This is a genomic window from Clostridium neonatale (genome assembly GCF_001458595.1).
Classification (GTDB): Bacteria; Bacillota; Clostridia; order Clostridiales; family Clostridiaceae; genus Clostridium; species Clostridium neonatale.
In genome coordinates this window covers 67676-90829 of sequence record NZ_LN890328.1, presented here as the reverse complement: position 1 = coordinate 90829, position 23154 = coordinate 67676, and the positions used below count along the sequence as shown (strand labels likewise).

The following is a 23154-nucleotide window of genomic DNA, read 5'->3' as shown; positions in this document are numbered from 1 at the left end:
AGCTTTAAACATATTTATATTAAATACTGTGAGTATTTAATAAATTTATTTACAATTTTTTCAGGTTCACCTTTTGGAATTCTACTTCCTATAGTCTCAAATGAAAGTCCATATTCTTCTTCCGGCATAAAATACTCATTATATCCATTTGTATATCCTAATATAAGTCCAAGTCCTTTATACTGATCCTTCATTTCTATACCGAATTTTGAACCAAGTTCACCTGGAAAAACAAACAATTGAATTTCTCCAAGGCTTATAACTTCAGCCTTTATATCAAGGTGAAACTTATTAATTTTAAGATCTTGAGACATATTGTGAATTCTTGTAGCTAACATCTCTTTCTTTTTAGAATCCTGCTCATTATTCATCTTATCTTCAAGTTTTGAAATCTCTTTTTTAATATTTTCATGAACAAATTCCATATTATGATGAACTGTATGATAAAATGTAGCATAATCTATATCCTTGCATTTTACTTCAGTATCATCTTTAATATTTCCTATTATTTCTGCTAGAGCTGATGATACACGTTCAAGTTCTTCAAACCCATTGCCGTGTCTTTCATTTCTGTTACTGCAGTCACCTGCCGCACCAACTAACATTGCAGGATAAAAGCCAAATGATTTATAAAGTTTTTTGCTTACCTCTCCAGCAAGATCACTTGAAAGGTATGTATTTTCAGCACTAATTACTGTTGAATGCACTGCCCAATTAACGATTCCTGCAAATGCTTTGTTATCTTTGTTATAAAATTTTACTACAATTACTTCATTATCTGCAGGCTGACCTGGATGATTTCTATTACCATAATATCCAAATACTTTTTGTTTTCCGTAACGTACATATGCATCTTGTAAATTTTTCTGACACTCTTCATAACTTTTTATTATACTATCAATTAAAAAGTCATAATATTCTTTATCAAATTTATTTGTATACCAACCTTTATGATAAGATACTATTGATGAATGATCATGTGTGGCACAAAGAAGAACAAGATCTCTCTCTATACCAAATCGCTCGTTTAATAATGTTTTTACCTCTTCTGCCATCTCTTCTTCAAATTCAAGAAAATCCGCTGAGAATATAAACACTTTTTTACCTTCATCTTCAAAAAGAAGTGAATTACAGTAAATATCATCATGTATACCACTTGCAGGGTAATTACGATTGTCGCTTCTAAATCCTATAAGATAAAACTCTTTTTTAGGTGAAAGGCAGAATCTTGCATTTCCTATCTTCATTTTTATCTCTCCTCTCTTTCTTTCATTTCATTTAATATTTTTAATGAATTATCTCTTAAAATTTCTGCTGAGCCTTCTGCAAAACATGAATTCATTGATCCATATGTTATACGTGAATAGGCTTCCTTATTCATCATGTATTTGGCACCGCCATTTACCATTGTAAGAATCAGCGTAGTATCAAACGGCGATTTTTTTCTTATTTCTGATGCTGTAATACTTGCTATTTCAGGCTGAACTCCCAAAACTGCAATATTGGCAAATGTCATAACTTGGAGAGGTGTTTTTCTTTTCTCATCTTTAACATACTTATATTCATGAACTGGATGTATAGCATGTATATCTTTTGGAATCATCTGACCTGGACAGTTGATTATTTTTTTATTTATATTAATACTACCATCAACATTATTGCATTTAATATGATTAGAAATACTTATCACTTTGTTTCCAAGCTTTCTGCCCAATGATTCTACTAAAACAAATCCATCTTTCTTCATATCAACATCGCAAATTTTTCCTGATACTGATATTTCAGAATATTTTGCTTTTAATAATGGGGCTACATCTCCTGCAGCACCAAGGCAATAAATTGCAGTTACAGAATCATCAAGTTCCTTTTCAATATAAGATGATGCAGCACCAGTTAAATCACTGCTTACAAGTTTATAACCATCTTCCATAATAACTCCATCCATAATTGAAGACTGGACATCATATCCATAAAGTACTGCTTTTAATTTTCCATTAATATCTTCAAAGCGGATAACTGTAACTGTTTTATCTGCAAAACCGTCTTCATTGCTTCCAAGCCACCATCCTTCCGGTGTTAGCATATCACGGTTTACATTAATAGAACATTTTCCTGTATCTGTACCTATATTTACATCGCAAAGATTTTCCTTCGCCTGTTCTGAAGCTTTAATTACAGCTTCTTCTATTGCTGTACAAAATAATTCATTCTTCTTTGCTACTTCTTTGTCTTTCAATGCATTTACAGATCTTGTATGAGGAGCTGAAAATGTATGTGTAACGCAGATCCATATATTTTCTTCTGGCACATTTAATATATCATTAACTATCTGCTTTAACTTAATGATTTCATATTCTCTTATAGATGTTAATTCCAGAGAAACAATTGTTGCTGATATATTACCTTCTAAATAAAGCACACGTGCATGAAGTGCATCATGAATTCCATTAAAATTATCAATTGGAAACACATTAGACATAATATTAATAACAGCCTTTCCTGTACCAGCTTTTATATTTTTATAATTCATATAGCATGCTCCTTTTGACAAATATACATTATATTTAAAACATAACATAGATATTATAAATTAGATTTTGTATTATTCAAAATCTCTCTTATCATATATGATAGATTCTCTCTGCATTTTTATATAGTATCTTTTCTTTATCATCATCAGAAATATCTAGATTGTTAATAAATTCTGGTCCTTCAGTAAGCCATTCTTTCCTTACCGGATATGATGTACCAAATATTATGTGATCTGCACCAAGCACTGATACTGCACATTGTAATTGTTCTTTTCCCCATGGCTGAGCATGTGACATCTCAAAGAATATATGCTTTTTAAATATTTCTTCAACACTAGTACTATTTGTATCAAATCTACTAACTTCTTCTTCATTTTTTGCTTTATGAGGAAATAACATGTTTGCTATTCCAAAGAATCCTCCGCCAAGCATTGAATGAACAAATTTTAAATTACTGTATTTTTCAAAAAATCCACTAAAAATTTCTCTTCCTATGGCAATAGTTTGATCTGTACATCTTCCATAAAACCTTCTAAGATTGTTATATTCATAAATATCTTCATAATGGACAGGTACTGGAGTATGATGAATGTAAACTGTTGTTTCCTCTTCATTAAGTTTTTCAAAGAAGTCTGCAAATATTTCAGAATCAAGATAATGATTTCCATAATGTGCACACAACTGAATTCCTTTTATTCCAAGTTCCTCTCTACATCTTTCAAGCTCTTTAAAACATTCTTTTGTACCATATGGAGGTAATACAGCTAGTGGTATTAATTTACCATTACTTCTTTTTGCATACTCTGCCATTCCAGTATTAAAAGTTCTGCACATGTCTATTGACATCCATTCATGACATCCTGGTATTTTTAATATGGCTTTTTCTACACCTGCTGCATTCATATCTTCAAGTTGTTTTTCTAAAAGATATTCATGTTGAACATAATTAAGTCCCTGAGAACCTGCAGGCTTTTCAATTACTATCTGCTTTAGCCCAGTTTCTTCATTTATTTTCATATATCCGTCTATTCCATATTGTCTTGGAATCTCTGATAGAAAACGTGAAGCTTCTTTCTCATCTTCAAATATTTCTTCTGGAAACCAATACATATTTGCATCAATTATCATGTATGCACCTCCTATATTTTCTATACTTATATACTAAGCGACACGCCTCATGTAAACAATTCCGTTTAAGCTTTATATTTATTCCCTTATGGAATAAATAATATTGTTTATAATGTAAAAATGACTACTGCATAATAAAATGCAGTAGTCATTTTTATGTTTCTAATAATTGTTTTCTAAAAATATTTCTAAATATAAATCTGACTAATGGGCCAATAAAGAAAATCTGACTGCATAATGCCATGGGAAAATTTTTAAATACAGTTGTAAGCCATATTGAAATAAGATTATTGGTTATTCCATTATGTAAAATAGTCATAAACAGGCTCATTATTGGTGCCATAAAGCTTACCATAAATGCTGAAGTTGCTATTNTTTTTATGTTTCTAATAATTGTTTTCTAAAAATATTTCTAAATATAAATCTGACTAATGGGCCAATAAAGAAAATCTGACTGCATAATGCCATGGGAAAATTTTTAAATACAGTTGTAAGCCATATTGAAATAAGATTATTGGTTATTCCATTATGTAAAATAGTCATAAACAGGCTCATTATTGGTGCCATAAAGCTTACCATAAATGCTGAAGTTGCTATTATCATAAAAATCGGATTATCTTTTTCTGGTGATAGTATTCTAAAAACCAGTCTTTTTGCCACATCAGCTATTAAAAATTTTTCTATAATAAAAGCAAAACAATATGGAATCCACATATTTAATATTGATTCTTTAAATACACTGTTTGTAAGTCCTCCCGTTTCCATTGATATGTTATAAACAGTCATAACATAAACCATTGCAAAAACCATCATAATTGTAAAAATAAATCCTTGGAATTTTGTCTTTGGCATAAACATTCCCCCTCTGAATTAATATATATATTATAAATTCAGTATTCACACCTAAACAATTCTCTTTCTGCCTTCTATTTATTCCTCTTAGGAATAAATTATAACTTCAATTATTTAGACTGTTCAAATAACCAGTCATGAGATGGTTCTATAGTATACCCTACTGTCTTCCATGTAGTTAAATGTTCACTTCCACCTGATGATGAGTCTGAAAGAGTACTTCCTAAAGCAAGAGTTGTATATTTTATATTACCACTCTGATTCTTAACTTCTTCTGCTTTCATATTTATTGCATCTGCATCTAATTTAGCATCTAACACTGTACTGTCTACTACTGCTCCTGTACTTTTCCAAAGTGATGTTGCTTCATTCATAGCTGGATAAGCTTTACTGTCTCCTTCTGAAACAATAATCCATAAATTATCATTACTCATATCAGCAAGCTGTGATGTATCCCATTGTCCTGCTACAAGAAGTGATGCTGCAAACATATCAGGATACTTAGTATTTAAGTAAATTGATGACATACATCCCATTGATTGTCCAGTTAAGTATAATCTATTTGTATCTATACTGTATTCATTAGAAATAGAATTTATAAGTTTTGCTGTAGTATCTAACGCTATTGAAGCTTCAAAATTATCATTTACAATCTGATATTCATATTGTGGTGCAAGAACAAAAGCTTCATGCTTTGATTGTTCCTCTTCAGATGCCCATACTGTAGCACCATTTCCCTGTGTTAATGTAAGCTTTGTATCACTTCCTACAACACTTGCATCATGTATAAATGTTATAAGAGGATAACTTTTTGATGCATCATAATTCTTTGGAATATACAAATTGTATCCAAGAACTACTCCATTATCAGGATCCTTAAATGTAAGTTGAATAAAATCATCAACAATGTTTTCTACACTTTTTGTATTATTCATTGCTTCATTGCTTGCACTTATAGTATTTCCTGATTCTGTCTTTATTTCACCTAACTGTGTTATTGAAACTGATGTGTCAGGAGTTTTATCAAATGTTCCTGCACCATTGCCTGTATCTCCTACACTGTAATTAACAGAATCTAATGTGCTAGCAGTACTACTAATTTCAGTATTTTCATTTTTTGTACTATCCTTACTACTTTGACCTTCTACCTTTCCACCATTATCTCTGTTTCCGCCTCCGCGTCCCATATCACTTGATTCTTCTTTCTTCTTTAATTCAATTATTATATAACTTCCTTCCACGGTTTTGCTTGTGTCTTTAAGTTTTTCTGGGGAATTATTTACGTATACTGATTCAATTTCTCTATCCTCAACCGTAAAATCATCTGCTGAAATGCTTGCTGGATCTATGTTTTGTGAATATTGGACCGCTACTGCTGAAACCTGTTCACCTGTAGCATACACATCGCTTATTGAGGTTATACTTTTTATATCATCTTTTGCTGATACTGTTTTTGACGTAGATGAACATGCTACAAGCGTACATACTGTAACTGATACAACTATTATTGAAATAAGTTTCTTTAATCTCATTTTTCCTCCTCCGTAATCTTTTTAATTCTTTTGATATAAATCATATCATCTTATCCTTAATATAAGCTGTATTCATATATTACATAAACAACCCATATAAATATTATTTTTGCTTGTATTAATATAAATACACTCAAAATATTTTTTAGTTTAACCATATTACTTCCATAATTAGTAGCAGATAATTTTATATTCACTCAACAAGGTAATATTAATAAAACAGACAACTAACTTTTCTATGAAAAATTAGTTGCCTATATTCTGAAGTTTCTTATAATTTTAAATATCTAAAAATTTTTCTTTTAAAACTACTATTTCTTAAAGCCCATAGCAACTTTTACAATTTCCATTTGTTTCTCAGATGTTAGCATTTCCAAAAGTTTAAATGCAACATAAGGTGCTGTCTCTGGGCAATATGACGTAATGATATTTCTATCCACTACAATTGGTTCATTTACTACATTAACACCAAATTCTTTCAGTTGTTTTTGTCTATATGCATCTCTTAAATGATATGTAGTTGCTTTACGATTCTTTAACACTCCACTTTTACCTACTGGTAAAGCTGCAACGCAAATAGTAGCAATAATTTTTCCTCTTAAATCAAATTCTCTTATTAAATTCAAAAAACGCTCATCATAAGCTTCTTCATAAAATCCAAATTCTTCGAATCCCCCTGGAATAGCAAGTGCATCATAATCATCTACATTAATTTCATCAATTGTTTTATCTATTATTACAGGAATATTAAATGTACTCATAACTTGTTTTTTAAATCCACAAGTTACTACTTGAATATCATTTCCATAATCATTTCTGGCCCACCCCATAACATCTACAAATACACTAAACTCCATAGTTTCAAATCCTTTAGCTAAAAAGAGTAATATTTTCATTTATACCTCCATATTCTTGTTGATAAGAATTTCCATGAGTAAATTATAACTCACTTTATAAATACCATATTATCTAGTTTTCAAATGTAATTTATTAACGTAACCAATTACTTCAATTCATATTGACGGCATTTTTGTATTATTGATACATATTCTCTAATCTCATTATATGAAACATTAAGTTTCTTCAAATAAATATCAGATATCTGTTTCTGCATATATACAAGCTCTTCTCTGTTGTGTATCTCTTTTGATATATCACCTTCTGAAATTAATACATATGTACGGGCCACATCATATTGCCATGGTCCATGACATACATTCATAAAATCAATCACCAAAACTTTCCCATTTGTATCTACCAAAACATTTCCTGGATGATAATCTCCATGGCACAAACAATTTCCATTTGATAAAGCTGCTATTTCATTATATATATCAGCATTAAGATTTATTTTTCACCAATACATAATTGAAGAAATTCTTTATATGACATTACTTCACAAGTATTATATTCTAGTATTTTTTTATGCAGGTCAGCAATTTGATTAACTAAAAAGTTAACATCTTCACCATGAAATAATTTTTCCAATACTGATTGTCCATCAAGTCTATCTATAAATTCTGTTTGCTTATTTCTTCCCCTTTTTCACTATAGCTATTATCATTTACAGATTCAACTTTAAATTCTCCATCTCTATAAGAAATCATTGATATGCTTGAATTATCTATATTTCTTATATTAAAGCTTTTATCAAGATAATCTATAATAAGTCTTATAATTCCTCCATGAGCTACTACAAGTATATTTCCTCCTTCCTGTGAATTCTCCTTGCAGATTTGCTTAAGCTCATTCATAACTCTTGTTATCGCAGTATTATAATCTTCTGCTTCTTTAGTTTCGTCTAAAGCAGCACATGTATCACAATAGGCCCTTTGAAATTCATATTTCTTTTCTGCTTCTTCAATAGAAGTTACATTAAGATAGTTCAATATGTCATTAAACATCATCTTATCAATCTCACCTTCATATTTTCCAAAGTAAACTTCTCTTAAGCCTTCACGTTCTTGTAATTTTAAATCCTTACTTGCTTTATTTTCTTTTATAACAATTTGTGCAGTCTTTCTTGCTCTTCCTAAATCACTGCTATAAACACTTTTGAATTTAATATCTCTTAGACCAAAGCCAACATTTACAGCCACTTCTATTCCTTCTTTAGTCAAAATACCATCACACCATCCTTGTGTTCTTCCAGCTTTATTTAAAATAGTCTCACCATGCCTCATTAAAAATATCTTTACTTCTTTACTGATCATTATAACTCCCCCAATTTTTCTATTATCCTTCGATCATCTCTGTATCAATAATAACATAATTAGCTCTGTGTATATATAAGGCCTTTCCATCAATATTGAGTCTTGTCATCTTAGGTAAATCCTCTGGAATTGTAACATAAACATCATCACCTTGATATACTCCTATTGGTACTCCTTGCTGTGAACTTATTATTATTGTTTTCTTCTTACCTAATTCATTTTTTAATTTATTTACAGCTCTATCAAAAGGAACATATCCCCCACCAGAATTTGCTTTAATTTCATCTTTTATATCATAATGCTCAACAACATTTAATCCATCTTCTTCAAAAATTACAGTATTCCCAACTTGAAACATCTGCTTTCCATTAATAGTGATTTCAAGAACTTCTGATTTAAAATCTGTTGATTCCGCATCAAAATTCGCACTATTTTCTAAAAGTCCAACTGTCACTTTTTTGCCTTCTATACTTAAAGTTTTGTTTGCATAATCATCATATGTAGTTATTGTAAAATGCTGACCTACTAACTCTCCTTTTATTTTTCCAATCCAATCCTTTAACTTAGCACATCCTAAAACAGAAACACCTAAAAGGCATACTAGACCGATACATATTATTGGTTTCATTTTCAATTTGATTCTCATTAACATCACCTTACTCTCAATTTAATATATATAATATAATACCATCTTTAAGTTTATATTTCTCAATATAATTATTTATTATCACAAATAATTATTCATACGTTAGCTAAGTTTTATTTTGATATCTTTAAATTCATTGATCTAAAGCATTATATTTTTCCTTTATGTTTTTATAATAAGCATTGTGCATACTTATGTATAACTTTGAACACACTAAAATTAACTTTAATACAAAAGGAGTATATACAAATGAAAAAATTTTTTAGAAACTCATTAATAATATTATCACTATTAACATTAGTCTTAGTACCAATGAAAATTCATGCTATCCAAAACAAATCTTATGATAATACTTCTGCCTCTAATAATGCTAGATGTAATCTAAAGATGGACGAAAGAAGACTTTGGATAGATCATGTTTCATGGACTAGAAGCGTTATTATGAGCGATTTAGCTTCACTTGAAGATACACCTCTAGCCCTTGAAAGACTTCTTAAAAATCAAGATGACATTGGAAATTCAATTAAGCCCTATTATGGTAAAGAAGCAGGGAATAAACTTGCTGCTCTATTAAGAGAACATATAAATCTTGCAGGTAAAGTTGTTGGTTCAGCTAAAAGTAACAACAAATCAGACCTAGAAAAATACAATAAATTATGGTATAAAAATGCAGATGAAATAGCTGATTTTCTAAGTTCTCTTAATCCAAACTATTCAAAGAAAGATTTAAGAGATATGTTACATAAGCATTTACAATTTGTTACTGATCAAGCCGTGGCACGATTAAATAAAGACTGGAAAGCAGATATTGAAGCTTACGATAAAGGTGAAGATCATATGATTATGTTTGCTGATATGCTTACTGACGGTATAATGAAACAATTCCCATAATACGTGATTAGAAAATATTAATTAATATAGATTTTAAAGTCTTAATAAAAATTTTATATTATTGACACAAATTCGCCACATAGCATATATATAATATAAACATAAAGTGATTTAAAAGTTTTTCATTATTATCCCTTATTAAATAAATATAAAATAGATTAAAGAGCAGTCTGTCCCCGCAGACTGCTCTTTAAATTCATAAAATTATTTCTATAATTTTTAAATAACCCCCTCTAATCATGCTCTTACCAAACGCCAACTCTCTTTTCAGGACTTATATACATCTTATCAGTTTCTTTTATATTATATACATCATAAAATTTATCATTTGAACTAAGTACTGCATTAACTCTTATCTTATCAGGTGCATGTGTATCTGTATTTAATTTTAGTAGTGTATATTTCTCATTTTCTTTCATAGCCCAAATATTTGCATAATTCTTAAATAATTTTTCTAGTCCTTTCTTATCTTCTCCTGCAAGTTCCGTTATACATGACATAGCTCCAAGATCTGCAATATTCTCAGACAAAGTAAGTTTTCCGTTTACCTTATTACCTGGAAGCACTTCAAATTGATCATAGTATTCAATTATATTCTTTGAAAGGTTATTAAAATTTTCATAATCTTCTTTGGTCCACCACTGATTAAAATTTCCTTCTTCATCATATAAGGCACCATTATTATCAAATGCATGTGTTATTTCATGAGCAATTATTAATCCAATTCCACCTAAGTTTGTTTCATAATCTGCTTTTTTATCATAAAAAGGTGCTTGCAGAATCGCAGCTGGAAATACTATCTCATTAGCACTTGGATTATAATATGCATTAAGAGTTTGTGGCGTCATTGACCACTCTTTCTTATTCACTGGTTTATCTAACTTTTCTAAACCACGTTTATTATTTTCTTTATCACAATTTAGTATATTAGATATTAAGTTTCCTCCATCTTTCTTCGGAATTATATCTACATTTTCAAAATAACTAGACCATTCATCTGGACAACCGATTTTTATTGTCATATTATCTAACTTCTTCTTAGCATTTTCTTTTGTTTTTTCGCACATCCAATCTAAATTATCTATCCTCTTCTTATATACAGAAATTATATCTTTAACCATCTTTTCTATAGCTTCTTTATTTTCTTCTGGAAAATGTTCTTTTACATAAATTTTTCCCAAATCAAATCCAGCCAAGCTTTGCACCAGCATATTAGATAATACATCGTCAGAATATCTTTCTTCTACTCCATTTAATGAATTGTTAAAATCCAATTTAGCATTCCTTATATCTACAGAAAGGTATTCAGCATAATCATTAAGTATAATAAATTCAGAAAATTTCTTTAATAGCTCCAAATTTTTTTCACTTAAATACTCGTTTATCTTTTTTTCCACGTTTACCTCATTTACAACAAATTCATTACACTTAGATACTTTCATATTCTCCAGTACTCTTTCAAAATTAATATTTGTAAATAAATTAGCTAAATCTTCTTTTGTGTATTTGTTATAAACATTTGAAGGATTTTGACCTTCATCCATAGTCATGGTTACACTTGCTAAATCTTTTTGAAATGCAAAAATATCTTCCGCTATTTTCTCTGCTTCTTTTTCATCTTTTCCAGTAAGCATAAACATTTTTGATATATATTCTTTATATTCTGTCCAGCTTGCTTTATATATATCATTTTCTAAATATTCTTTACCTAATATTAAATCTGGTATCTCAATATATACTATATTTTTATTAGATTCTTTTAAATCAGGTGAAATGTAATAGCATAACAAACTCATATCTCCTGTTTCACCTGCTATTTTTGAAATAGTTTCTACGTATTCTTGTATATTCTTTGCAGATTCAATAGAATTAATTGTATCTTTCAATGGTCCTAGCCCTGTTTTATTTCTTTCATCTAAATCAACTGCACAAGAATATAAATCTGATATCTTTCTATTAATACTACCTTCTTCATTCTTATCACCGCTACTTACAATATCATTAAGAATTGAATTAACCTGAGTATTCGCTGTTTTCTGAAGATAATAATAGTAATTCCAGCATGGATCTTCTGGTGGAATTTCTTTTTTCTTCAGAGTTTTATAATTAATATTCTCATAATAATCATCTTCTAACCTTGGTTTATTATTGTCTGTTAATAAATTTTGTTTACAGCCAATATTAATGCTGCTAAAAATTATAAGCAAACATAATAAAATACTAATTTGCTTTCTCATAAAGTCCCTCACTTTGATTAATCATTTAATAGAATCTTAACATATATAAAACACATTGTAAATTTTTGTATTCTAAGACTAAATCACATAAACAAAATCGCCAAGGTGACTATGATGTGATCCTATATAAAATGCAAATTCAATAAAATACACTAATCTTATATAATTTTCTAAAGAAAAAAAAGAAGTCATCCAATGACTTCAAATAGACATTTATCTAGCTTATGACTGGTGTTATAAATATTATTTTTTATATAATATTGCTAATAAGTAGACTTATACTAGCCATTAACCATATAACAAATGTAACATAAAGAATAGTACATATATTTTTTTTCGCTTTAATATTATAATTTAATACTTTTGAATTATACAATACCTTTGTTAAAGAAATCCCTAATATAGGTATTCCATACTCTATAAATAATATAATTGCGGCAAAAATAATGAATCCAAGTGTAAGTAAAGCATCATCCAATGTTTTTTCATCTTTTATTAAATAAAAACATGCAACTGCAAATATAGTTAAAGCTACAGGAAGTAATCCTATAATTATCCCTATTAAAATTGTTACTTTTCTTTTTAATCTCTTGATTGTTTCCCCTGAATGTTTTACTGTATCTTCAATAATTTTATTAGCCTTTTCATTAGATATATCACTTTCTGAATTCTTCTCTCCATTTAATAATTCAAGAACACTAATATCTAAATTCTTAGCAATCTCCTCTATAATACATATATCTGGAAGGCTCAAGCCACGTTCCCATTTAGAAATTGCTTTATTGGTTAAGTGCAATTTATCACCTAATTCTTTTTGTGTCATGCCTTTTTCTTTCCTAAGATAGCAAATAAATTCACCAAATTTCTCTTTATCCATCTAAACACCTCCATATCAAATATATGGTATGTTATGGATAAAATCAATCTACTGATAGTAGATTATACATATATTACTTTTTAAATTCTATACCTTTTACTTGTAGATTTCCAACTCATCAAGATGTTCAATAAAACTACTATAATCTGACTTAAATTAATATTAAGCATTTATTTTAATATTTTATATTTGACACAGCTTCGTCATATTAAATATATATAATGTAAACATAAAGTGATTTAAAAGTTTTTCATTATTATCCCTTATTAAATAAATATAAATTAAATGTAAAGAGCAGCTCCCCCTAAAGCTGCTCTTTACATTTTCTAAATATTCGTGTAACAAAAATCTCTTAATTTTGTTACAAATCTTGTTACATCCTTAAACCCTCTCCATATAAGAGACAGGCTACATTTTAAAAATTACATAAAAATTTTTTTGTTACACTTTTGTTACAAGCCTAAGCCCTCATATATTGGGGCTTTTAATATAAAAATATATACTTTGTAACAAAAATAAAAAAATAATATCAGTATAAGAAATATATTTAATAAAGATTTATACTAAGTTAAAGATGAGCACATTATATTTATTTTTTTGTTACAGATAGTATAAATCTATACTAATTTCCCTATATATATAGGTTACAGCTGTAACAAAACTATATATAATTTTGTTATAGTTTTTGTTACAGATCCTCAAAAAGATAAATATTTAAATTTTCAAACATTAAAAGATTATTGATATAAAGAAATTTTAATTTGGAAATATATTTTTAATTCCAGTTACATTATTTATTATTTTTTATACTATATTGGAATTATAAAGGTTATGTATAATTTATACTAGTAACTAGTTTAACCTTTTTAATTATTTATTCAGATATTTTATATTTGACACAAACTTGCCATACTGAATATATATAATGTAAGCATAAAGTGATTTAAAGTTTTTCATTATTATCCCTTATTAAATAAATATAAATTAAATGTAAAGAGCAGCTTCCCCTAAAGCTGCTCTTTACGCTTTTTAAATATTAATATGATCTTTAAAAGGAATAAAAAATATTAAACCACATCATCTTTTCTTCATAAAATAAATTTACTCAGTATGATCCAGCTATTAAATAAATAGTTCTAATCTTGACCAAAAACATTACAGTTTTTGGTCAATTTTCTCCTTCTTTAAATTTATAAAATATAGCTATAGGTAAGATTGTATCGTTAACAATATTTAATTCTTTATCTTAGTTTTCAATTTATAATTTTATATTTTTAAAGGAGTTGATTATATGTCACTAAATTTAAGTCTATTAGACCTATTAACTTTATTTAAATACGATTCTGAAAACTATCCAGATATAATTAATTATTTTCATTCTAAACTGAATTATTGCAGTTATAAATTAAAATATCCAGAAGCATACACAGATCTTATAATTTATCTTTATGAACTTCTTAAAAAAATTGATTTGGATAAATTTGAAACAGATGCTGAAGCTTCTAAATATATTCATGTTTGCTTAAACAACAAATGCAATCAATTATATAAATCTGTTTATATAAAACCAGACTATAATGCACTAAATTTAGATTCAGTTGATTTTAATATTGAAGATGATATTAATTATTTTTCAGATACAACATTTTATGATCTAATCTCAAAGCTACAAAAGAAGCAACAAATAATTTTATACTTACGCTTCTATCTTCAATACTCTGATATAGAAATTGCAGATATATTAAAAATTTCCCGCCAAGCTGTAAATAAGAGCAAAAGGCAAGCTTTGAATTTATTAAAGGTAAATTTATAAAAGAAGGAGGTATATTAATGGATGAACTATTAAACGCTGCTACAGCTCAAGGCATATGGGCCCTGTTAAGCTGTACTCTAATTGTATATATATTAAAAAAGCAGGAATCAAGAGATCACATGCAGGATGAAAGAGAACAAAAATATCAGGATATTATTGAAACATTAACATCTAAATTAAGTATCTTAGATTCATTAAACACATCTATTCAAGAAATAAAAGACGAATTAAAAAAATAATTTAAAAATCATGTTTACATTCCCTATATTATTTCTCTTTATATTAGTGTAAAACAAATTGATCAATTAGTTTTAAAATAAAATTTCATTATTTATACAAATATTTAGGAGGTCTAATTATGGGAAAAATTGAAACAGCAACACAATGGATGATTAACTTAGCAAACGATAACACTCATGGATATGATCAAACATACAGATGGGGAGAAAAAGGTGATTATGACTGCTCTTCTGCAGTTATTACAGCATGGCAAACTGCTGGTGTTTCAGTAAAGAGTAACGGCGCAACTTATACTGGTAATATGAAAAGTGTTTTTCTAAACTGTGGTTTCTCTGATATAACATCATCAATAGGGTTATCAAGTGGAAGTGGATTAAACCGTGGTGATGTATTGCTTAATACATCTAGCCATACTGCAATGTATATTGGAAATGGGCAGATTGTTCATGCCAGCATAAATGAAAATGGTAGTACTACTGGAGGAAAACCAGGTGACCAAACTGGTAAAGAAATATGCATCAGAAGCTATTATAATTACCCTTGGAACTATGTTCTAAGGTATAATGAAAATGGTGGCAGCACTCCTAGTACTGGCAATAGTATCATTAGAGCTGGACAAGTTCAAGCAAACAAGTATTTAGGAACTAGTATTGATACCGATGGTATCAGAGGTAGCGAAACTAAAAAGGCTGGTATTAAAGTTTTACAAAAGGCTATGAACTCAGATTATAATGCTGGGCTTACTATTGATGGTATATGGGGAACTGCATCAAACACTGCTCTAGGTAGTCATTATGTAAAAAGTGGCGAAACACAATATATGGTTACTGCAGCTGAAATTCTTCTAATGTTAAATGGATATAATACAAATGGTGTAGAATATCCAGGAATATTTGGAGATGGCTTAAAATCAGCAGTAAATTCATATAAAACAGCTCATGGTTTATCTGCAAATGGAATATGTGATAGCAATACATTTCTTGCATTAATAAAATAATGAACCTAGCTTATTTAACTTAATAATTTAATTGTAAAAAGGGGGTATCGCAGTAAATAATCTGCGATCCCCTTTTCTATTTGTATTATAAATCTGGATTTTACTCTATTGTTTAGCCAAATTCATGTCCTGGAATACTGTTATTAACGTAAGTTTTACCTTCTAATTTCTTAAATCCAGATACCTGCATGTCTGTTACAACAGGATATGCACGATGATTATCAGGAAATGTGAAACTAAGAGTATAATCTTTTCCATAAAAAGCTGCTTCTGTTCCAGTACCTGTAAAGACAGCCGTGTTTTTGAGGAAGATCATCTTTCTGTCTTCTTTCTCATCTGTCACATTTACTTCATAAACTGTAAAATCAAAAGAAGTATCAGTTACATTTGAAATCTCAATTTCACAATAGTCTTTTAATGCATTTTCTCCAAAACACTTATCATCAAAATATATTCCTTCGTGTAATTTAACTTTGCTCTTTACACTATCTTTTTGCTTCTGTGAGTCATTGGCTGCATTCTCTTCTGTTTGTTTATTATTAACTGTGTTAGATTGCTGTGTATATTTTTCATTGGCATCATCTGAAGATTTGTTTTTTTTATCATCGACATCACTTTTATTATCATGGGTCTGCATTATCTCATCATTCTCTTTTGTTCCACTACTATAATTTTCTGAATCATCTTTTACATTTTGGCTCTTGTCTGTATCATTCTTTTGTGTATCTGCTTTTTTATCACTAATGCTGCAGCCAGCCAAAATAAAAATCATACTTATACATAATATTGAAATTAATTTCTTTTTCACAATTTAACCCTCTCTGATTTAATAGTTATCTTAATATTATAACATACAAAATAATTCCTTTTGCAAATGATTAAACTTTAAATTACATAAATACAATAAACATATTTTTTTGAGATCTATCACTTCATAATTGCATAATCATTTGTATCTGCTATTTGTCGCTTCTCCCTAAATTTGAATTTGTAGAACTTCGTATTATTCTAATAATCTATCCGCTTACAATATTTGCATTATATAATTCATTAAAATATTTATTAGAACTTATAAGTGAATCAAAAGTTCCTTGAATATAATGCGATTATCATATTGGAAACCGAGATTGGAAATCGTAATATCTCCTTTTGCACTTTCTATTCTCTTTCCAACAAACAGCTGGTTATCTTCCTTTTCATTAAGGAAGTTAACGTATCTAACATACGCTGATTTATCTAATTTATATTGAACAAACAAAACATTAAATATAGCTATTGGTGTATATGCATTGTCCACTAGCGTGACAAGGGCTACTACCATACCAATTATAATTTATATACTTATTATAATATATATTACATAATATGCTATAATTGTAATTAATAAATATTTTTCAGAAGGTAAAAAGTTATGGAAGTTAGTTCCTTTAATAGGCCAACAACACATTATGATGAGAAAATTTATGAAATTGATAAAGAAATCTGTGAACTAATAAAAAAACGTAAAGACATTTCAAATAATAATCCAAGCTACCCACCTTTAAAATATATATCTAAATGGGCTGACGAATTTATTTGCCATATATTAAAATATTTCATATGTGCAACGAACACACAAATTGAAATTTGTAGAGATGTTTAATATTAAGGAGGAAGTATTTTATGTATTATAGTTATGTAATGGGTATAGACAATTCGATAAATGAATTAAAAAAAGATGGGTTCGTTATAGAACCCGATGGAAATAATTACATGATATCTTTTCCAGAAAATAAAGCAATAGTTTGGGAAAAGTATATATCAAAACACTTAGAACTTGAATATTGGAATGAATACATAGCAGATAATAATGTAGTTTTTTTGTTTCACTTACAAGATGGAATCAGAAAGTATGAGGTCTATAACTACAAAAATGATGAGGTTCTTGCCCTTTGTGAAAAGCTATGTAAATGTAAGTTTGAATCAATAAAAACTATGCTTGTAGAAAACCATTTCTACAAAGATAAAATCAATTAGTATAGATTGTTAACTTGCAATTTTACTATTAAAGTATAAGCTAAAAAGCAGCTATCATTATTAACTAATAACGATAGCTGCTTTTCATTATATCATATTAAGCATCTAATGAAGCTATTGCTTCTAAAGCTACTTCCATCATGTTAGTGAAAGTTGTTTGTCTTTCTTCAGCAGTTGTAACTTCACCAGTAATGAAGTGATCACTTACTGTCATGATTGCTAGAGCTTTTACATGATACTTTGCTGCTATTGTATAAAGACCTGCAGCTTCCATTTCAACACCTAAGCATCCGAACTTAGCCCATTTCTTCCAATCTTCATTATCATCACCATAAAAAATATCTGAACTATAGATTGGTCCAACCTTTGGATCTATTCCTTTTTCTACAGCAACATCATAAGCTTTCTTTAATAAATCAAAGTTAGCTGTTGGAGCATAAGTTCTTCCTTGGAATCTTGTTAAGTTAAGATTTGAATCTGTACAAGCTGACATAGCTATAACTAAATCTCTAACTTTAACATCTTCATGATATCCACCACAAGTACCAACTCTTATAAGATTTTTAACTCCATATTCGTTAATTAACTCATTAGCATATATTGAAATTGAAGGGATACCCATTCCTGTTCCTTGAACTGATATTCTCTTTCCTTTATATGTTCCTGTATATCCATACATTCCTCTAACATCATTATAACAAACTGGATTTTCAAGAAATGTTTCAGCAATAAACTTTGCTCTTAAAGGATCTCCTGGTAATAATACGCTTTCTGCAATATCTCCTTGCTTAGCATTAATATGAACGCTCATCTTTATACCTCCATTGATATATATATTCTATTATCTTATATTTTCTTTTCTAAAAGCACCTGGCATTAAGCTCTTAATGTCTGTAACAATATAATCATCTTCACTCTTACCAAGTATAACCACCATATCTTCATCTCCAAATTCACAAAGAACCTGACGACAGATTCCACAAGGATAAGTAATTTCTTCTAAACTTCCAACTTCAGCAATAGCCTTGATTTTAGTTTCTCCTTCACTTACACCTTTAAATATAGCAGTTCTTTCTGCACAATTTGTAGCTCCAAAAGATGCATTTTCAACATTGCATCCTCCATATATCTTTCCACTTTCAAAAAGCACAGCTGCACCTACTTTAAATTTAGAGTAAGGAACATAAGCTCTTTCTCTGTATTCTAAAGCAATTTTCATAAGATTTTTGTGATCAATATCACTCATAAATAAACACCCCTTTACAATTCATAATTCATAATTCACAATTCACAATCAATTTTGAAAAAATCCTAAAAGGATTTTATCCTCAATTATGCATTGTGAATTGTGCATCGTGAATTGATTCAACTATCTCTTACCTTTATCAAATGGTTCTCCTGAAGCCTTTGGAGCTTGAGAAGATTTTGAGAATAATACAAGTGCAATTAATGTCACTATATATGGGAATGTTTTTAACACTACTGGTGGTATTGATCCTAAAGATGGAATAACTTGTGATACATTTGCAATAGTAGTTGCAAATCCAAAGAATAATGTAGCAGCTAATATTCCAAGTGGTTTCCATTGACCAAATATAAGTGCAGCCAATGCTAAGAATCCAAGACCAGCAACGCTACCTGTAAACTCTCCACTATATGTAACAAGAATTATTGCTCCACCTAGTGATGAAAGTGCTCCAGATAAAATTACTCCTATATATCTCATTTTATAAACATTGATACCTGCTGCATCTGCTGCTTGCGGGTTTTCACCACATGCTCTAAGCCTTAATCCAAATCTAGTCTTATATATTACAAATGCGCTTATTAAAAGTATTGCAAGTGAAATCCATGTTGTGATATAAGTCTTTGTAAAAAATAGTGGTCCTATTATAGGTATTTCTGAAAGTACAGGAATATTCTTAGGATAAAATCCTGAAGTAATTCTTATACGTCCACTACCTGAAATTGTTCTTGATAAAAATATTGTTAAAGCCCCTGCTATCATGTTTATAGCAGTACCACTTATAGTTTGATCTGCATTTAAGTTAATACTTGCAAATGCATGTAGTAATGAAAATAATCCTCCAACTACTGTTGCTACTATAAGTCCTATCCAAAGTGGTAATGAACTTCCTGGCATAGATGCTTGAAGTTCATATATAGTTAAAGCTCCTGCAAATGAACCTATAATCATAAATCCATCAAGTCCGATATTTATTACCCCACTACGCTCACAATACAATGCTCCAAGTGCTGTTATAAGTAGAGGAATTGTGTATGTAATAGCATATGGAAAGATTTGTACAATTGTTTCCCACATATTATTTCTCCTCCTTATTTTCATCTGATATATTTTCTTCGATTATTTCATCTTGTGGCGGCAATATTCCTTCTCCATCATCGCCAACACCTTTTTTATTTGCAAGCATTGCTTTTCTATGCTTAATTTTATTAGCTATCATTGGCACAGCGGCACTAATAGCTGCAAAGTAAATTATAATTGCAATAATTGTATCTGCAATTTCAGGTGGAATACTTGTATTTGCAGTCATGAATCCTTTTCCTGAATATAGTACTCCAAAGAATATAGCTGATACTAATATACCAAATGGATTGTTAGCACCAAGAAGAGATACTGCGATACCATCAAAACCTTGCGAAGGCATAACACCTATTTGAATACTTGATGCATTTCCTAAGTACTGAGTAACTCCTGCAAGACCTGAAAGTGCACCAGCTATCATCATAGATAAAATAATATTTTTATTAACACTCATACCACCATATTCAGCAGCATATCTGTTAAAACCAACAGCCTTTAATTCATATCCAAGTACTGTTTTATTTAAAATGAATGCAATAATTATTACAGCAACAACTGCAAGTAATATACCTAAATTAATATACGAATAATCGAACATTTCAGTAAGCCATGACATCTTTAAAGATGCAACTTCTGGAATTATTTTTGATTCAGTTTCACTTGTACCTTTAAAATATTTAGGTACTGCATAATAAACAATCCAGTAACAAGTCCAGTTCATCATGATTGATGAAACAACTTCATTAACATTGAATTTAGCTTTTAAAAATCCTGGTACAAATGCCCATGCTGCCCCTGCAAGTAATCCTGATAAAACAAGAACTACTAAAAGCACTGGTCTTGGCATACTGCTTCCATAAGTTAAAGCTATGCTTGTTGCAACAAAACCACCAAATAACATTTGTCCTGGAGTTCCAATATTAAAAAGTCCAGTTTTAAATGCAAACCCTACTGAAAGACCAGTAAGAATTAAAGGAGTTGCTGTTGCTAATGTGTCACCAATTCTTGAAATATTCATAAGTCCGCCTTTAAATAGATATGAATATCCTACAATTGGACTATCTCCTATTAATAACATTAGAAGTGCACCTGCAATTAATCCAAGTACAACTGCAAGTATGGAATTGAAAATTTCCTTCTTATTCACTCTTTTCGCCTCCTTTAACCCCAGCCATCATTAATCCAACTTCATTTTCATTTGTTTCTTTAGCATTAACTATACCTATAAGTTCTCCATTGTTAACAATAGCTATTCTATCTGATAAATTTAAAATTTCGCTAAGTTCTAGCGAAACAAGTAACACCGCTTTACCTGCATCCCTTTGTTCTATAAGTCTCTTATGAATATATTCGATTGAACCTACGTCAAGACCTCTTGTTGGCTGAACAGCAATTAAAAGTTCTGGATCAAGTTCAATTTCACGGCCTATTATGGCTTTTTGTTGGTTACCACCTGAAAGACCTCTTGCAATTGATGCTCCACCTTGACCACTTCTTACATCAAATTCATTTATAATTTTCTCTGCATATTCATGTATAGCTTTCTTATTTAATAAACCTCTCTTAGAAAATGGCTCTCTATTATAAATTTCAAGTACCATGTTGTTTTCCATAGTATAATCAAGCACTAGACCTCTTTTTTGACGGTCTTCTGGAATATGTGCAATACCACTGTTTATACGCTTACGTATTGATATATTCGTTATATCTTCATTTTTAAAGAAAATCTTACCAGAAGCAATGCTTCTCATACCTGTGATAGCTTCTACAAGTTCTGTTTGACCATTACCTTCAACTCCGGCAATACCAAGTACTTCCCCACTTTTAACTTCAAGTGAAAAATCTTTAAGTCCAAGCACCTTCTTGTTGTTCATAACAGAAACATTCTCAAGTTTTAATATCACGTTTCCAGGCTTTTTATCTTCTTTTTTAACTTCAAAGCTTACAGGTCTGCCAACCATCATTTCAGCCATTTTAGCTTCTGATGTTTCTTTTACATCAACTGTTCCTATGTATTTACCACGTCTTATGACCGTACACTTATCTGCAACAGCTTTTATTTCTTTTAATTTATGGGTAATTATTATAATTGATTTTCCTTCAACTATAAGATTTTTTATAATCTTCATAAGTTCATCTATTTCTTGAGGTGTAAGCACGGCTGTTGGTTCATCAAGTATTAAAACTTCTGCATCTCTGTAAAGCATCTTTAATATCTCAACTCTTTGCTGCATACCAACTGATATATCTTCAATCTTTGCATATGGATCAACATTTAAGCCATATTTCTTAGATAATTCTTCAATTTTTTTTGCAGCACTTTTAACATCTACTACTAAACCCTTTTTGGGTTCTGATCCTAGTATTATATTTTGGGTTACAGTAAAGTTATGAACTAATTTAAAATGTTGATGTACCATTCCTATTCCTAATTCATTAGCTACATTAGGATTTGAAATTTTCACTTCTTTACCTCTTACTTTTATGATTCCTTGTTCTGGCACATACATACCGAATAAAATTGACATTAAAGTGGATTTACCAGCTCCATTTTCACCAAGTAGAGCATGAACTTCACCTTTTTTAAGTCTAAGCGTAATATTATCGTTTGCTACTATTCCCGGAAATTCTTTACGGATATTTAGCATTTCAACTACATATTCCACAACATAGTCCTCCTTACTTAATAATTAACAATAAAATAATTGCCAATTGACAATACACAATATACACGAATATAGTTTAACTATTATGTTTTATCATATTTTAAAAGGTATGAAAATAAGTAATTTTAACCATCCTTTTAAGAAGTGTGCAGTTAATATTATATATTCTCAATTAATAACTAAAATTAT

At 29.4% G+C, this 23154-nt stretch carries 26 protein-coding genes; 6 read left to right on the top strand and 20 right to left on the bottom strand.

Translation table 11 applies throughout. The features are described 5' to 3' along the window. Positions 1-14: 14 nt before the first annotated feature. The 11 genes from BN2920_RS07460 to BN2920_RS07420 all read right to left on the bottom strand — a co-directional run bounded on the left by BN2920_RS07460 (position 15) and on the right by BN2920_RS07420 (position 8902). Complete coding sequence (locus BN2920_RS07460; protein ID WP_058294404.1) at positions 15-1247, bottom strand: neutral/alkaline non-lysosomal ceramidase N-terminal domain-containing protein; 1233 nt, start codon at positions 1245-1247, stop codon at positions 15-17. 2 nt (positions 1248-1249) lie between these two features. Next, positions 1250-2530: a neutral/alkaline non-lysosomal ceramidase N-terminal domain-containing protein gene (locus BN2920_RS07455; RefSeq protein ID WP_058294403.1), complete on the bottom strand. Its 1281-nt coding sequence runs from the start codon at positions 2528-2530 to the stop codon at positions 1250-1252. Positions 2531-2621: 91 nt separating this feature from the next. Continuing rightward, a complete protein-coding gene (locus BN2920_RS07450; protein WP_058294402.1) occupies positions 2622-3659 on the bottom strand; it encodes an amidohydrolase family protein in 1038 nt (345 codons plus the stop codon). A 154-nt stretch (positions 3660-3813) separates the two neighbouring features. Continuing rightward, the gene (locus BN2920_RS20925) at positions 3814-4032 is read right to left on the bottom strand and encodes a DUF2798 domain-containing protein (protein WP_479680405.1); all 219 of its coding nucleotides are present in this window, start codon (positions 4030-4032) and stop codon (positions 3814-3816) included. 5 nt (positions 4033-4037) lie between these two features. Further along, positions 4038-4511 carry a DUF2798 domain-containing protein gene (locus BN2920_RS07445; RefSeq protein WP_058294401.1) on the bottom strand — a complete coding sequence of 158 codons (474 nt, stop codon included), beginning with the start codon at positions 4509-4511 and terminating at the stop codon, positions 4038-4040. Positions 4512-4621: 110 nt separating this feature from the next. Further along, a complete protein-coding gene (locus BN2920_RS07440; protein ID WP_058294400.1) occupies positions 4622-6043 on the bottom strand; it encodes an alpha/beta hydrolase-fold protein in 1422 nt (473 codons plus the stop codon). Positions 6044-6354: 311 nt separating this feature from the next. Beyond that, positions 6355-6939, bottom strand: a complete 585-nt coding sequence (locus tag BN2920_RS07435) for a DJ-1/PfpI family protein (protein ID WP_058294399.1) — start codon at positions 6937-6939, stop codon at positions 6355-6357. Positions 6940-7046: 107 nt separating this feature from the next. Next, positions 7047-7337, bottom strand: a complete 291-nt coding sequence (locus BN2920_RS07430) for an aminoglycoside phosphotransferase family protein (RefSeq protein ID WP_058294398.1) — start codon at positions 7335-7337, stop codon at positions 7047-7049. A gap of 53 nt (positions 7338-7390) precedes the next feature. Then, on the bottom strand, positions 7391-7531 hold the full coding sequence (locus BN2920_RS21280; protein ID WP_157065765.1) for a hypothetical protein: 141 nt from the start codon (positions 7529-7531) through the stop codon (positions 7391-7393). Between the two features lie 23 nt (positions 7532-7554). Next, entirely contained in the window at positions 7555-8256 is a 702-nt protein-coding gene (locus BN2920_RS07425) for a histidine phosphatase family protein (RefSeq protein ID WP_058294397.1), read from the bottom strand. 22 nt (positions 8257-8278) lie between these two features. Further along, complete coding sequence (locus BN2920_RS07420) at positions 8279-8902, bottom strand: DUF5052 family protein (RefSeq protein WP_230142187.1); 624 nt, start codon at positions 8900-8902, stop codon at positions 8279-8281. 249 nt (positions 8903-9151) lie between these two features. On the opposite strand from BN2920_RS07420, the gene BN2920_RS07415 reads away from it, so the two are divergent. Then, entirely contained in the window at positions 9152-9793 is a 642-nt protein-coding gene (locus BN2920_RS07415; protein ID WP_058294396.1) for a hypothetical protein, read from the top strand. 245 nt (positions 9794-10038) lie between these two features. On the opposite strand, the gene BN2920_RS07410 is transcribed toward BN2920_RS07415, so the two are convergent. Further along, on the bottom strand, positions 10039-12030 hold the full coding sequence (locus BN2920_RS07410) for a M13 family metallopeptidase (RefSeq protein ID WP_058294395.1): 1992 nt from the start codon (positions 12028-12030) through the stop codon (positions 10039-10041). Positions 12031-12280: 250 nt separating this feature from the next. After that, complete coding sequence (locus BN2920_RS07405; protein ID WP_058294394.1) at positions 12281-12907, bottom strand: helix-turn-helix domain-containing protein; 627 nt, start codon at positions 12905-12907, stop codon at positions 12281-12283. Between the two features lie 1291 nt (positions 12908-14198). On the opposite strand from BN2920_RS07405, the gene BN2920_RS07400 reads away from it, so the two are divergent. From BN2920_RS07400 to BN2920_RS07390, 3 genes are all read left to right on the top strand, one after another. Then, on the top strand, positions 14199-14720 hold the full coding sequence (locus BN2920_RS07400) for a sigma-70 family RNA polymerase sigma factor (RefSeq protein WP_058294393.1): 522 nt from the start codon (positions 14199-14201) through the stop codon (positions 14718-14720). Positions 14721-14737: 17 nt separating this feature from the next. Continuing rightward, a complete protein-coding gene (locus BN2920_RS07395; RefSeq protein ID WP_058294392.1) occupies positions 14738-14959 on the top strand; it encodes a BhlA/UviB family holin-like peptide in 222 nt (73 codons plus the stop codon). A 119-nt stretch (positions 14960-15078) separates the two neighbouring features. After that, complete coding sequence (locus tag BN2920_RS07390; RefSeq protein WP_058294391.1) at positions 15079-15957, top strand: C40 family peptidase; 879 nt, start codon at positions 15079-15081, stop codon at positions 15955-15957. Between the two features lie 112 nt (positions 15958-16069). On the opposite strand, the gene BN2920_RS07385 is transcribed toward BN2920_RS07390, so the two are convergent. Together BN2920_RS07385 and BN2920_RS21680 are read right to left on the bottom strand one after the other, a co-directional pair. Beyond that, positions 16070-16765: a membrane-attack complex/perforin family protein gene (locus tag BN2920_RS07385; RefSeq protein ID WP_058294390.1), complete on the bottom strand. Its 696-nt coding sequence runs from the start codon at positions 16763-16765 to the stop codon at positions 16070-16072. 261 nt (positions 16766-17026) lie between these two features. Beyond that, positions 17027-17278, bottom strand: a complete 252-nt coding sequence (locus BN2920_RS21680; protein WP_141443173.1) for a hypothetical protein — start codon at positions 17276-17278, stop codon at positions 17027-17029. 90 nt (positions 17279-17368) lie between these two features. On the opposite strand from BN2920_RS21680, the gene BN2920_RS07380 reads away from it, so the two are divergent. Beyond that, on the top strand, positions 17369-17599 hold the full coding sequence (locus tag BN2920_RS07380) for a hypothetical protein (protein WP_058294389.1): 231 nt from the start codon (positions 17369-17371) through the stop codon (positions 17597-17599). A gap of 20 nt (positions 17600-17619) precedes the next feature. After that, complete coding sequence (locus tag BN2920_RS07375) at positions 17620-17973, top strand: hypothetical protein (RefSeq protein WP_058294388.1); 354 nt, start codon at positions 17620-17622, stop codon at positions 17971-17973. A 97-nt stretch (positions 17974-18070) separates the two neighbouring features. Here BN2920_RS07375 and deoD read toward each other — a convergent pair whose 3' ends face one another. The 5 genes from deoD to BN2920_RS07350 form a co-directional block, all read right to left on the bottom strand. Further along, positions 18071-18784 (bottom strand): purine-nucleoside phosphorylase, encoded by a 714-nt coding sequence (gene deoD / locus BN2920_RS07370; RefSeq protein WP_058294387.1) that lies wholly within the window; start codon positions 18782-18784, stop codon positions 18071-18073. Positions 18785-18814: 30 nt separating this feature from the next. Next, a complete protein-coding gene (locus BN2920_RS07365) occupies positions 18815-19210 on the bottom strand; it encodes a cytidine deaminase (protein WP_058296870.1) in 396 nt (131 codons plus the stop codon). 132 nt (positions 19211-19342) lie between these two features. Next, on the bottom strand, positions 19343-20296 hold the full coding sequence (locus BN2920_RS07360) for an ABC transporter permease (protein WP_058294386.1): 954 nt from the start codon (positions 20294-20296) through the stop codon (positions 19343-19345). A gap of 1 nt (position 20297) precedes the next feature. After that, positions 20298-21446 carry an ABC transporter permease gene (locus BN2920_RS07355; RefSeq protein ID WP_058294385.1) on the bottom strand — a complete coding sequence of 383 codons (1149 nt, stop codon included), beginning with the start codon at positions 21444-21446 and terminating at the stop codon, positions 20298-20300. Further along, positions 21439-22965, bottom strand: coding sequence for an ABC transporter ATP-binding protein (locus tag BN2920_RS07350; RefSeq protein ID WP_058294384.1), 1527 nt, complete (start codon positions 22963-22965; stop codon positions 21439-21441). Before BN2920_RS07350 ends, BN2920_RS07355 begins: the two co-directional genes overlap by 8 nt. Between the last annotated feature and the right edge of the window lie 189 nt (positions 22966-23154).